Raw genomic sequence first — 13,592 nt, 5'->3', positions numbered from 1 at the left:
CCTATTAATATACTTGGTTTTATAATTATCATTACTTTACCAAATGCATCTCGTGCTCGTCAATTACTTTCGCAGAGTTTTGGGGTAAAATATATTATTATTGCTATCCAAGAGTGCGAAAGGGGAACTGACCATGCTCCATACCATCGAGATTTCGACCAGCAAGCGTGATGAATTGCGGGATATCACCAGGGAAGTCATTTCTTATGTAAAAAAGAGCGGTGTACAAAATGGAATAGCCGTCGTCTATTGTCCGCATACCACTGCCGGGATTGCCATTAATGAAAATGCCGATCCTGACGTAAAGCATGATGTTCTGATGAGACTAGACGAGGTGTACCCCTGGGAGCATCCTAAGTACCGTCATGCAGAAGGCAATACCGCTTCGCACCTGAAGTCGATTACCTCCGGTCCATCCCAAAGCATCATAATCCATGAGGGCAGACTGCTCCTGGGCCGCTGGCAAGGCATTTACTTCTGCGAATTTGACGGGCCGAGACACCGCGAGTGTTATGTGAAAATTATCGAGGGCTGATCCGGTTATCCTGTTATTCGAAAAAAGAAGCGGCTCCGTCAGATCCAATGGGGCCGCTTCTATATAATATATAGCTTCTATAACACTTTCACCAAGTAAAGTTATACCAATGCACTGTTCTAAAGCGATGAGCCCCAAAAAATGCACTCTATAAACTGCGGCTTAGTACTTTAATATGAGTAAGTGCTGCCTGCTTCACGTCCTCGAATGATACCTTATCCTGAATATAATATGAAATAAATCCGTGGGCTGATAAAAATAACGTCAGCGGAACACTCTGCCAATCCTCGGATACATACCCTTCTTCCTTCATATGCCGTCGCACAATGCCTGCGAATAATTCAAAACATCGTCCCTGTTCTGCACGGCAATACGCGAGAAGCTCTTCATCACGGATCATAAACATGATCTCATACTGATAAGGATGATCCAGTCCAAAACGGATAAATTCCATCACAAGCTGTTCTACCCGGGTCATTCCCTGTTCAGGAGGGTTGTTCATTGCCTCGCTAAGCAATGCTGCCACGTGATTGAAATCTTCAACTACAATCGCATAAAATAACTCTGCTTTTTCTTTGAAATGATAATAGAGTGAGCCATGGCTGTACCCCAAATGCTGACCGATGCTGCGCATTGAAATCGCACGGTAGCCCTTGGTAATAAACAGATGCCTTGCCGCCTCCAGAATCCTTTCTCTCGACAACTCCCGCTCCACTGCTCTTCTTGCCATAATCTATTCCCCTTCGCTGTAGTAAATCCGCCGCCCTTCTGTAACCAGTGCTTGCCCCTGGGTAAGATCTGTTATCCATGCCATAAAGGCGTCACCTTCATCATTCCGCGGAAGACACAGCAGCGTCACTGTATCGGTAAAAGCAGTTTCGCCGGTCTTAATGGCTCTGCTCCGCAGTTCATTCTCTACCTTGCCGAGCCAGGTATAGTCGATCTGCACGAACACTTCGCGCCTTAACACACGGGTGATGACTTCTCCGGCCTCCAGGGCCAGAACAGCACCATCCGTATACGCCCGGATCAGTCCGCCTGCTCCCAGCATGATGCCTCCGAAATAACGGGTAACGACAATTGCGACATTTTTAACTTGTTGGTTGCGGATTACTTCCAAAATCGGTTTACCGGCCGTTCCACTCGGTTCCCCGTCGTCTGACTGTCTTTGAATCTCGTCTCGTTCTCCAATCATATAAGCGGAGCAGTTATGTGTGGCATTCCAATGCTGTTTCTTGATGTTCTCGATAAATTGCACAGCTTCTTCTTCATTGTCCACCGGCATTACATGGCCGATAAACCGCGACTTACGGATTACGACTTCCCGGGACCCGGGAGAACGCACCGTCCGATATTGTTCCAGCATCCTATTCCAGTCCTTACCTGTCTATGATAACTTGATATAGTTTGGGAGCAGCCCCGGTATGATTTACCTGCGGACTGCTCCCAGTTACTGCATTTGTATGAATGGTCTATGGTGTGCTGTAATGCTATTCAGTAAGTCTGGCTTCCAGCTCCGCTTTTTCTTTTTCGTAGCCCGGTTTACCCAGCAGCGCGAACATGTTCTTCTTGTATGCTTCTACGCCCGGTTGGTCGAACGGGTTAACGCCAAGCAGATATCCACTGATACCGCAGGCTTTTTCAAAGAAATAAACCAGGTAACCAAAAGTATAAGGAGTCTGATCCGGAATGGTAACTACCAGATTCGGCACTTGTCCGTCTGTGTGCGCCAGCAGTGTGCCTTGGAAAGCTTTCTTGTTTACAAAATCAACGGTTTGGCCGGAAAGGAAATTCAGGCCGTCAAGATCGTCAGCATCGCTCTCAAGCGTAATGTGATGACGGACTTGCTCCACTTGGATCACCGTTTCGAAGATGTTGCGGTTGCCCTCTTGAATGAACTGACCCATGGAGTGCAAATCCGTGGAGAAGTCAACGGAAGAAGGATAGATACCTTTGTAATCCTTGCCTTCACTTTCGCCGAACAATTGTTTCCACCATTCGGAGACAAAGTGCAGGGACGGCTCGTAGTTCACGAGGATTTCTGTAGTTTTGCCTTTGCGGTACAGCGCGTTGCGCACTGCAGCATATTGATAAGCCTGGTTCGTAGCTACATCCGGATTGTTGAACTCATCTGCTGCGGCTGCTGCCCCCTGCATCATTTCTTCAATGTTGATTCCTGCTACAGCGATCGGCAGAAGTCCTACCGGTGTCAGCACGGAATAACGTCCGCCTACATCGTCAGGAATAATGAACGACTCATAGCCTTCTTCGTTAGCCAGCTTCTTGAGTGCGCCTTTTTCCTTGTCTGTAGTAGCGTAAATGCGTTTGCGTGCTTCTTCCTTGCCGTATTTCTTCTCCAGTGCTGCGCGGAAAATGCGGAAAGCGATAGCCGGCTCAGTTGTTGTACCGGATTTGGAAATTACGTTCACGGAGAAGTCTTTGCCTTCCACCAAATCAAGCAGGTGCGTGATGTATGTAGAGCTGATGTTATTACCGGCAAAATATACTTCCGGTGTCTTGCGCTGATCTTTGGAAAGGTTATTGTAGAAGGAATGCGTAAGTGCCTCGATGGCAGCGCGTGCTCCCAGATAAGAACCACCGATACCGATAACAATCAGCACATCGGAATCACTCTGGATCTTCTTGGCTGCCTGTTGAATACGGGCGAACTCTTCCTTGTCATATGCGTTAGGGAGATCGATCCAGCCCAGGAAATCGGAGCCTACTCCAGTCTTGTTATGCAATTGCTCGTGGGCTAATTGAATCGGAGCGGCAAAATAGTCGATTTCATGCTGGTTGAAGAAGGACAGGGCTTTGCTGTAGTCAAAATTAATCTTCTTGGACATCGGTTATGGTAACCTCCTGTTTTTCTCTTTAGATTTGACACCGTTTGTTACAACTTTATACTCTAGGATACTTTAATTTGCCTTGACTGGCAAGGTCTTAAGGCACATCCACAGCTTTTGGACCATGTTTTTGAGAGTTTCATGGAAGCGCTTGCCGTATATACAAAGATGTGCTGCCCTGTGGAACAACCCTAAATGCCGTGATAGAATGTAGAAAAACACGGCTAGAGGAAATGAACCCGAGAATAACTGAAAGGTTCAATCTCTATAGTGAACTTAAAGAGTGAAGGTGGAGATGGAATGAAACAGATCGGCTTTATCGGACTCGGAACAATGGGTGCTCCTATGGCCTCCAATCTGCTGAAAAGCGGATTTCAGGTTACGGTATATAACCGCACGGCTGCGAAATGCAAACCGCTGGAAGAAGAAGGGGCACAAGCGGCGGCTACTCCACAGGCTGCGGCACAGGGCAAGGATGTTATTATTACCATGATCAGCAACGATGATTCGATCCGTGAGGTGTTCTACAGTGAGGACGGCATACTGGCAGCCCTAAAGCCGGGAGCCGTAGTCATCGACTCCAGCACGATTTCTCCCGGACTGGTTAAGGAAATTGCTGCTGCAGTGGAAGAACGCGGCGGCAGCTTCCTTGATGCCCCGGTAACAGGCAGCAAACCGGCTGCGATCGAAGGAACGCTTGTCTTTATGGTTGGCGGCAAAGCAGAAGTCATCGAAGCGCACCGGGATATCTTCGACACCATGGGCCGTCTCCTGCTGCATATGGGTGATAACGGCAGCGGTGCCGTAGCTAAGCTTGCCCACAACACCATGGTCGGCATTCATAACGTCGCCCTCGCGGAAGGCTTCTCCATCGCCGTGAAGAACGGCGTACCGGCAGACAAGTTCCTGGAGCTTGTCCAGAACGGTTCGGCAGGCAGCAAGCAGGCCGAGCTCAAGGGACGCAAGATCATCGACAATGACTTTAGCAACCAGTTCTCACTGGCCCTTATGCTGAAGGATCTGAAGCTCGCTTCCTCACTCAGCGATGCCACAGGCGTGCCGACACCAATGCTTGGTGTAGCCAAGAGCATGTTCCAGGCCGGCTTCAATCATGGCTATGGGGACGAAGACCTGTCCGCAGTAATCAAATCCTATGAGGAATGGATTGGCCGGAAGATCGGCGCTAATGCCACAACCCGGGAATAGATTTCCAATGCAGACGCAGCCGTAACTCAGGCTTGCGTCTTTTTGCTGCCTATGTCCAGTTGAATTAAGCTAGTATACATACATATTCTCCCAGGAGGAATTAACATGCTCAGTATATTGCCTGCCGATCCGCAGGATGCCGCCATGCTGGCCGGAGTTCAGAAAAAAACCTTCGACAGTGATGCACAGCAGTATCAGAACAAAGAGGAAGACGGCCCTCCCGGTTATGATTCCGCCGATTGGCAGGTTGAACAAATGAACCATGGCCATTATTACAAACTGCTTGCCGCGGGTGGGATCATCGGAGGAATGATTGTCTTCCCTTCTTCAGGCGGTGATGAATGCCATCTTGGCCGGATTTTTATTGATCCGCTGCATCAGAACCATGGCTACGGACATGAGGCCTTCCGTTTCCTGTTCCAGACCTATCCCTCCGCTCAGAAATGGACGCTGGACACTCCCTCGTGGGCCGTCAGGAACCATTACTTCTATCAGAAGCACGGATTTATCCAGACGGGAGAAATCAAGGATACAAACAGTGGCGAAACGATTATTGAGTATGAACGAATCAGTAATGAGGGTTGATATCAGTTTTAAAGCGGCCGATCGATAATAAATCGATTAATTATCGATCGTTCCAGCCTTTACCCGGTTTAGCCACTCTATTACCATCGCTCCAAGCAGCTCTTCCTGTTCCAGATGAAGATTATGTCCTGCACGGTCCAGCACTGAAAAAGCAGCATGAGGATAGGCATCCAGCAGATTCCACGCATCTTTGAAGCCTGTCATTGAATCCTGTCTCCCGGTCAGAATTAGGGATGGTTTAGTAAAGGGTGCAAGGGTCTCCAGATCGAAACTGAAAGGATACCCTCCGCTCTCTTTTATCCGCTGCATAAATTGAACATCCGCAAGCTGCAACGCGCTGATAATCTCAGTCTTATACCTTTCCCAGACCTGCCGGCTCTGAACAACTGTAATAGAAGTGAACTCTTCCCGTTCTGCCTCTGTCAATTCATCAAGCAATTGATTATCACGAAACATAACCTGGTGTGATGGTAATTCTCTATCCGCCATATCCGCAATCACACAAGGACACAACAGAAAGACTCCTTCGATCAAATCAGCGTAGTTTCTATGCAGCCCCCTTGCCAGATAGCCGCCATAAGACTGGCCTACGAGAAGAAACCGTTCACCCGGTATAAGCGCTTCAATCATCATTTCTACAGCCCGCAGCATATCATCCGAAGATTTAATCCAATCTGCTGACGGCGTCTTGCCCATTCCGGGCAGATCGACATAAATCCGTCTGTATCCTTCTTGGCGGGACATGATTGGCTCCATACAGCCCATCATCATCTTGTGGTCTGGACCATTGCCATGCAGGATCAGCATGGGTGGGCCTGTACCTGCCTCTTCATAGTTAAAAGTTATGTTGTTATCCGAATAGAGCAAAGGATCATCCTCCTGAAGCAAAGATATTTTGCTAATATTTAGAACTATCTATGTCTGTAAAAACCACGTATGTATAAGAACATAAGTTCCTATATAGGATAGCAAATTTCTCTCAAGCAGGCAAGCTTTTGACGCTGCAAATGCAAAAAAGGAAGCCCCACAGTTAAGCGGAGCTTCCTTCATCAGACTATTTAATTACAGAATCGGGTAAGAACAGCAATAATCAGTTAATGCGAATACTTCCAGCGCAAACTTGGAGTTACCGGGAACATGGAACGTTTCGGCTCCCTTGATTTCTTTCCAGATATCTGTGCCGGGAAGCAGCACTTTCAGATCGCCGGATAAGATCTCCATCGTCTCCGGTCCATCCGTGCCGAATTCGTACACACCAGGCAACATGATGCCGAGCGTCACCTTCGTACCATCCTCCAAAATAACTGTACGGCTGGTAACTTTTCCATCGTAATAAACATTGGCTGCTTTTTGAATTGTCGCGTTGGTAAACTGACTCATGTGCTTATTCTCCCCCTTGTCTTTATTCCGTCTATTATAGCAGGGCTTTTACGCGGCTGACTACATTTTCTACAGTAAAGCCGTATTCTTTGATCACAGTGTCTCCAGGAGCGGATGCACCGAATGTAGTGATACCGAGAATGTCGCCTTGGTCGCCTGTGTAACGTTCCCAGCCGAAGGTCTGCGCCATTTCGATCGCCAGACGGGCTTTAACTTCAGGCAGGATAACGGAATCGCGGTAAGCTTTATCCTGTTTTTCGAACAGATCCCAGCTCGGCAAGCTGATGACACGTACATCAATACCTTCTTCAGCCAGTGCTGCTTGAGCTTTTACAGCCAGCTGCACTTCAGAACCGGTAGCAATGATCTGCGCCTGCGGAGTACCGTTCTTGGAATCGGAGACAACATATCCGCCGCGTTTGATGTTATCGCGCACGCCTTCAACAGTGCCTGGCAGGATCGGCAGGTTCTGGCGGGTAAGCACCAGGGCCACAGGGTTGGCAGTGTTCTCTACTGCATAAGCCCAAGCCGCAGAAGTTTCGTTGGCATCAGCCGGACGAATAACAGTCAGACCCGGAATAATACGTAGGGAAGCCAATTGTTCGATAGGCTCATGAGTAGGGCCGTCTTCGCCGACAGCGATACTGTCATGAGTAAGAACGTAGGTTACCGGCAGCTTCATGATCGAAGCCAGACGGACAGCCGGACGCAGGTAATCGGTGAATACGAAGAAGGTACCGCCGAATACTTTGAGACCGCTATGCAGGGCAATCCCGTTCATTGCTGCAGCCATACCGAATTCGCGTACGCCGAAATAGATATTGCGGCCGTCGTAAGAATCCGGAGTAAATTGGGCCAGACCATTCAAGTGAGTCATTGTGGAGCTTTCAAGGTCAGCGGAACCGCCCACCAGCTGAGGAACACCGGCAGTCAGGCCGTTCAGTGCACTACCGGAAGCCACACGTGTGGATACTGCTTTGTCTTCTGCTTTGTAGAATGGAAGATTCGCATCCCAGCCAGCTGGAAGCTCACCGCTGATTGCTGTTTCGAGCTGTGCAGCCAGCTCTGGATAGGCTTGTTTGTAAGCTGCGAATTTCTCATCCCATGCCTTGTTGGCGGCGATGCCTTTATCCTTCACTTCAGCAAAACGAGCGCGGACTTCGTCAGGTACATAGAAATCTTCTTCGTACACCCATTTATAGAAGTCTTTAGTCAGCTTCGCTTCGTCAGCACCCAGCGGGGAGCCGTGAGTACCGCCGTGGCCGCCTTTACCTTGCTTGTTCGGGCTACCGTAGCCGATAACTGTCTTCACTTCAATCAGGGTTGGTTTGCTGCTATCTGCTTGTGCTTCAGCGATAGCTTGGCCCAGTGCAGGAAGATCGTTGCCGTCTTCTACGCGCAGAACCTGCCAGCCATAAGCTTCAAAACGCTTCGCAACATTCTCGGAGAACGCCAGGTTCAGCTTGCCGTCGAGCGAGATATCATTTGAATCGTACATAACAATCAGTTTGCCCAGCTTGAGGTGACCTGCCAGGGAAGCAGACTCGGAGGAGATCCCTTCCATCAAGTCGCCGTCGCCGCAGATTGCGTACGTATAGTGGTCAATTACATTGTAGTTCTCTTTATTATAAGTAGCGCCCAGCTGAGCCTCAGCCATTGCCATACCTACAGCCATACCGATACCTTGTCCCAGCGGACCAGTGGTAGCATCTACACCTGCGGTGTGACCAAATTCAGGATGGCCTGGAGTCAAGCTGCCCCATTGGCGGAATTGCTTCAATTCTTCCATCGGCAGATCGTAGCCGCTAAGGTGCAGCAAGCTATACAGCAGCATGGAGCCATGTCCGGCGGACAATACAAAACGGTCACGGTTAACCCAAGTCGGATGATCCGGGTTGTGATTCATTGTTTTGGCAAATAGTTGGTAACCCATTGGTGCGGAGCCCATCGGCATACCTGGGTGACCGGAATTGGCTTTTTCAATTGCATCGATAGCCAAAGTACGGATGGTTGTGATCGCCAGGTTATCCACCGTCGAATTTTCTTCCTTATGGATCGCTTGTTCTTTTGCCTGTTCAGTCATTAAGATAATCCTCCTTGGAATCAAGAATGTCATTTTGACTATTATTGTATCACTAATGTGGAAGCATTTCCAATTGTTTTTGTAAAGATGATGTTTGAACAGCTTATATTTTGCCGCTTGAACCCAATCTATGCACTTGCCGGAGTCAAGTAGAGCGTATTTTATTAGCATTTACTTAGCCTTAAGTCTAGTTTCAGGTCAAGACTAAAGTTTGTTTTCCAAAGCAGGATTATACAGTAAGATGGAGGTACTTCATCAAGAAATTTACCAGATTATCCAATACTTCCAGTGGAAAGGAATTTTATAGTATGGGTACGAGCAAACATATTTATATTGTACTAACCGGAACGGGTACCGCCTTTAGCGGAATTATTAAATGGTTCACAAAAGCTGAGCTCAACCATGCTTCGATCGCCTTTGACAGCAGATTGGACGAAGTATACAGCTTTGGACGCAAAAAAGTGCATAATCCGTTCGTTGCCGGCCTTATCCGTGAAAACTTCATTCATCCCTTCTACAGCACTGCAGATTGCGCAATCTACCAGTTGAACGTCAGTGAAGAAGAATATGAAGCCATGTACAACCATGTGCAAGGCATGATGGAGAACCAGGAACGCTATAAATATCATCTGCTGGGTCTGATCGGAGTGCTGCTGAACGTCAAATTCGACCGGGAGGATGCTTATTTCTGCTCCCATTTTGTCGCCTCAGTATTTGAAGAAACGGCGTTCAAGCCGGTTGCCAAGCCCTCCTGTTTCGTGACACCAGAAGACTTCGCAGAATCATTATGCGCCCATAAAATTTTCAGCGGCAAGTTATCCTACTACATGCATCTCACACAAGGCAGCTCCTACATACCCTCAAACAGAACACCCGCGTTTTCAACTTCCGCCCTCGGGGCTCGGATGCTCCGGGTAAGCGAAGAACGGACCGAGGGGATCGTCTAGCGATCAGCCCTCCGCCCGTTGCAGTCCGGCTATTACTGGCTCGGAAGTGATTATTTTATCCGGTGGCTCTGAAAATATTCACTCCAATCTCCCAGGATCGATACCGTCACAGAGTCCGTCTTGGTATTCCATTCATTCCTTGCCGTAAAAGTAAAGGTAACCGGCCCATCCGGCAGCTTCTCAAAATCGGGATCATACAGCTCACTAGACCATTGTGTTTTGTTGGCATCCGTTGGATGCAGCGTGGCTCTATAACCTCCGGTCATGGTCACTTCAATTGAATCCGGCAATCCTGTTGCGTTCGCCTGGAGCACAAAACGCTCCCCCGCCCAAAAGATATGATATCCCCGCGGACTCTCCGCCGTGCCGCTTTTGCCCATATTGTAAGTCTGACGGTTCACGTTCCATTCGGCCGTATGCCGCACTAATCCCTGTACCGTGAGTAAATTGACCATAAAATATTTGCGCGGGGTTACACTGCTCCAGCTAAAACCGTCATACACCTCAGCTTCTACTGCATATTTCTGGTTCTCCACTAATGCACCCGCAGGAATCTGCCACTGCTGTGCACTTGAAGTCTGCTCTCCTGACTGAACAGTAACAGCTCCTGTAGTTAAATTTATAATCCTCACTTTATACCGTTGCTGCGCATCTCCGTCATCGTCCTGATAATCCCATTTGATTACGGGAGTTAATGTGCTAACCACTGTGGGAGCGCTGTGGCTGGTGCTGGATGGATAAGTAATGCTTGCGGTTGGGATACGGTTTGCAACGGTGATATTCTGTACCAGCTCTCTGGATAGTCCCAGCGAATCTGTTACAACCTGCCGCAAGGTGAAAGTTCCGTTTGTGCTAAACTGCTTGGTAAAAGCACTCTGCGAGCTGGCCAGCTCTTCTGTTCCGCCGGAAGGCTTCAAGTAGTATTTATAACTGATGCTGTCGCCTTTGGCTGTGTCCGCATCAGTAGCAGTCCCTGATACTGTCAGCGTATCGGTACGGTAGATAGGTACTTGGGCGGCATTGCGGCCAGTATCGGTCATTAGCGTAAAGCCCGGCTGTGGTGGGTTGTCGATGATGAAGGTTTTCTCGTTGGAGACTTCGGACCAGGAGTTCATAGAATATGCCCGACCTAAGATTGTAAATAATTTAAATCTTTCAAAGGTGCCATTGGGCATTTGATATTGTCTAACCGCACCGGTACTATCTGAATTCTCAATCGTTTTAGCAAGAATGTTTTCTTTAGTATAAAATTCGAGTCTGTACTGCTCTTGAGGGTCATTCTCCGGATCTACATATGTCCACTTGATTAACGGATCACCCGCTATGCTTGCATCGATAATTGTTGGGCTTGCTGACGTACCTCCTGGAGCCGTCAAGGTCATAGCCGGCGCTAAGTTCTCATTTACCGTCACCTTCAGACTGGCAATATTCGATTTTGCTCCTATCTGGTCTACCGCCCAGTGCTCAATGGTATAAACACCCGTATTGTAATAGGTCACGTTAACTGATTTATTATTGTGCAATATGGTAGCCTGGCCCTCACTGTCGATCACGCGCCAGTAATACTGCAAACTGCTAGTATCCGCGCTGTCCAGATCTGTTGCTCCGGATGTGTACGTTTGGGTAGTGTACTGAGTAGCCGCGGCCGGGCCCGAAATATCGGTTGTAGGAACGTGATTCAAAATTTCAAACATCCGCGTTGCATAGGCTTCCTGGCTTCCGTCCGATACATTCAGGCGCATTTCCCAGTCCTGTGAGACCGCAGCTTTGTCCGTGATGCCGAGCCCACTAATCAGATTCCGGATAGCTACATTTTGGTTACGGTTACTGCCGCTGTAGATATAGCTTCTATTGCCTTTACGCCCATACCAGGTGTAAGAGAGTGCATCACCGTCCGCATCCGGATCTGGTGTTGTATTTTCCATCGTCACGACATCATCACGATATACTTGAGCTGGCATTGTAAATTGTGCAATTGGCTTATTATTGATGACTGTAGCCCACTGAGAATAATAATTGGACCAGGCCCCGCGGTTATCTCTAACCCGCAAAATCACCTCATAACTACCGACACCGTAATTGGTTAAGCTGGGAGGGGTAACATACGATCCATTATTGTAATAAACCTGCCCTCCATTTTTGCGGATGATCCACTCATAGGTATCCAGGTAATCATTATCGGGATCATACGATTTATCTGTTATTGTTGTGCTTTTACGATAGCTTACATTAATAGGGTCAATTATAAAGTTGGCAACCGGAGGCAGGTTTGAGCCCGTACCTACTACTTGAGAAGCCCAGTCACTATAAACACCTTTACCTTCCGCTCCATCGATGTCCCGTACCCGCAAACGTATTTCGTATGCGTCATTTGTCGGCCGGGAGCCCAGCTGCCCATCGTTCCAAGTTTCATCCCCTACCTTTCGCCATTGCCACTGATGTTCAATGAGACCCTTATTGGATGAAGTGGTGTGGTCAATGTCAAAGGAGTTATCTGTCAGTTGAATGGTGTTCCCGACTAGCTTTGCCGAGAAGAGTGCGGTTGGCTTCCGGTGTATCAAAAAAACAAGGCTGGATTGATTGTTACCGCTCCACAGCCGGAATTCATCGAAACGGTCATTTTTCGGATTATCCCGAACCTGGACAATTGCATTATATAATCCGGAGTACGGAAATGAGGTATACATCGTTCCTCTCCAAAGTCCTGAATCATAAATCGAACCCATCGGATTATCAAAAAAGCTAGAATCTTGGTCGTATCGGAATCGGACACTATACTGCGGATCGGATTCATAGTCTGAATAAGTGCTACCTATTTCAAATGGTGAATTGATTAAATAATAGTTTTTGTTCTTCAGCTTGTTTTTAACGTTGAAGTTAAACTGACCGCTTGCTTTATAGTTATGCCTATCTACAACCGTAACGGTCCCCGTATAACTCCCAGGCTGCAGGGAATCGTCGATAGCATCTATAGGAATGGTAAACTGCTGCGAAGTATAGGAGTTATACACTTTTATTTTCCTGTAATACACATTTGGGATTTCAACGATTATATCTAATGCCTCGTTATCCGGATCTTGTGCGTAGCCAGTAACATTGAATATGTTTTGCCCGCTTTCGTTAAGAATGGTAGCTCCGTTTTGTGTTGTCAGATTTAAGGTTGGAGGGGAGTTCACTTCTAGCTTTGCATCTGCAAAGTCAAGCAATGGCCATTCACTGTACCTTCCATTCCACAAAAAGTCAGTAAAATTAAAGACATGGCGTATCATTTTTGGATCACTGACCAATACCCGTCCCCAACCTGCAATAGCAGGCTGTGAATAATCAAGACTATAACTAGCCGCTGGTATGGAAAGATCTATATGATCTTGATCTGTAACAGGCCGATCATAAGAATTACCTGCAACAAAACTGGTCTTATAAATAAGGTCTGGCGCTGACCCGTTATGCTCCTTTGTATAGTAATAAGGCGAAAAGTAATCAGTATGCACATAATCAGCATTCCCGCCATTCGCTCTCGACTCTTCAAAATCACCCAGAACATATCCTTGAACATCCACGTATGGTATAGCAGTGAGACCCCTCACATTCCAATAATAGGGGTCTATTCCTGGCCCTCTGTTAATTGTCATCCCATAGTTAATTTCTGACAAGTCATAGGTTAATACTCTTGTCACACGGTTCCATTTTATATTGGTAACTTTAAAACTACTTCTATAACCTTTTACCGTTGATTTTATGTAGTAACCCCAATATGGATCATCAGTTCGGTGTGTCCATTCATTAAAAACAGTTGTCCAATTATCTGGCATTGTGATAGTTCCACTGAAAGCAGGAATTTCCACATCCATATAATTTACATAGGTTGTATCTAATGCTGAAGCTTCATCTTGCTTTAAAATTGGTATAAGGCTGAATAATAACACAAAGCATAAGGCAATTTTAGTGTGCTTAATAATCAGGCTCTTTTTAGAAGTTTTGGAAACGAAACGGCTAAATTTCATGTGATC

General features: G+C 47.3%; 11 protein-coding genes. 4 read left to right on the top strand and 7 right to left on the bottom strand.

The genetic code is table 11. The annotated features are described in order from the left end of the window. Positions 1-133 precede the first annotated feature (133 nt). On the top strand, positions 134-535 hold the full coding sequence (locus tag L6H70_RS21940; protein WP_054939282.1) for a secondary thiamine-phosphate synthase enzyme YjbQ: 402 nt from the start codon (positions 134-136) through the stop codon (positions 533-535). Between the two features lie 148 nt (positions 536-683). Here L6H70_RS21940 and L6H70_RS21935 read toward each other — a convergent pair whose 3' ends face one another. From L6H70_RS21935 to L6H70_RS21925, 3 genes are all read right to left on the bottom strand, one after another. After that, positions 684-1,265 (bottom strand): TetR/AcrR family transcriptional regulator, encoded by a 582-nt coding sequence (locus L6H70_RS21935; RefSeq protein WP_054939281.1) that lies wholly within the window; start codon positions 1,263-1,265, stop codon positions 684-686. 3 nt (positions 1,266-1,268) lie between these two features. Then, a complete protein-coding gene (locus tag L6H70_RS21930) occupies positions 1,269-1,901 on the bottom strand; it encodes a YigZ family protein (RefSeq protein WP_206103534.1) in 633 nt (210 codons plus the stop codon). 124 nt (positions 1,902-2,025) lie between these two features. After that, positions 2,026-3,381 carry a glucose-6-phosphate isomerase gene (locus L6H70_RS21925; protein WP_236336268.1) on the bottom strand — a complete coding sequence of 452 codons (1,356 nt, stop codon included), beginning with the start codon at positions 3,379-3,381 and terminating at the stop codon, positions 2,026-2,028. Positions 3,382-3,681: 300 nt separating this feature from the next. On the opposite strand from L6H70_RS21925, the gene L6H70_RS21920 reads away from it, so the two are divergent. Further along, positions 3,682-4,587 (top strand): NAD(P)-dependent oxidoreductase, encoded by a 906-nt coding sequence (locus L6H70_RS21920; RefSeq protein WP_236336267.1) that lies wholly within the window; start codon positions 3,682-3,684, stop codon positions 4,585-4,587. 105 nt (positions 4,588-4,692) lie between these two features. Next, a complete protein-coding gene (locus tag L6H70_RS21915) occupies positions 4,693-5,172 on the top strand; it encodes a GNAT family N-acetyltransferase (protein ID WP_236336266.1) in 480 nt (159 codons plus the stop codon). A gap of 36 nt (positions 5,173-5,208) precedes the next feature. Here the strand turns inward: L6H70_RS21915 and L6H70_RS21910 are convergent, their stop codons facing one another. The 3 genes from L6H70_RS21910 to tkt all read right to left on the bottom strand — a co-directional run bounded on the left by L6H70_RS21910 (position 5,209) and on the right by tkt (position 8,635). Continuing rightward, positions 5,209-6,039 (bottom strand): alpha/beta fold hydrolase, encoded by an 831-nt coding sequence (locus L6H70_RS21910; RefSeq protein WP_236336265.1) that lies wholly within the window; start codon positions 6,037-6,039, stop codon positions 5,209-5,211. A gap of 195 nt (positions 6,040-6,234) precedes the next feature. Continuing rightward, positions 6,235-6,552, bottom strand: coding sequence for a pyrimidine/purine nucleoside phosphorylase (gene ppnP / locus L6H70_RS21905; RefSeq protein ID WP_236336264.1), 318 nt, complete (start codon positions 6,550-6,552; stop codon positions 6,235-6,237). Between the two features lie 34 nt (positions 6,553-6,586). Beyond that, complete coding sequence (gene tkt / locus L6H70_RS21900) at positions 6,587-8,635, bottom strand: transketolase (RefSeq protein ID WP_236336263.1); 2,049 nt, start codon at positions 8,633-8,635, stop codon at positions 6,587-6,589. Between the two features lie 308 nt (positions 8,636-8,943). Here tkt and L6H70_RS21895 point away from each other — a divergent pair, with 308 nt between their 5' ends. After that, positions 8,944-9,582 (top strand): hypothetical protein, encoded by a 639-nt coding sequence (locus L6H70_RS21895; RefSeq protein WP_236336262.1) that lies wholly within the window; start codon positions 8,944-8,946, stop codon positions 9,580-9,582. A gap of 50 nt (positions 9,583-9,632) precedes the next feature. Here the strand turns inward: L6H70_RS21895 and L6H70_RS21890 are convergent, their stop codons facing one another. Then, positions 9,633-13,586 (bottom strand): hypothetical protein, encoded by a 3,954-nt coding sequence (locus L6H70_RS21890; RefSeq protein ID WP_236336261.1) that lies wholly within the window; start codon positions 13,584-13,586, stop codon positions 9,633-9,635. Positions 13,587-13,592: the final 6 nt, after the last annotated feature.

Origin of the sequence: Paenibacillus auburnensis (genome assembly GCF_927798115.1) — a bacterium.
Taxonomy (GTDB): domain Bacteria; phylum Bacillota; class Bacilli; order Paenibacillales; family Paenibacillaceae; genus Paenibacillus_AQ; species Paenibacillus_AQ auburnensis.
Note: the sequence above shows the minus strand (reverse complement) of the source record. Positions and strands in the feature narration are given on the sequence as shown.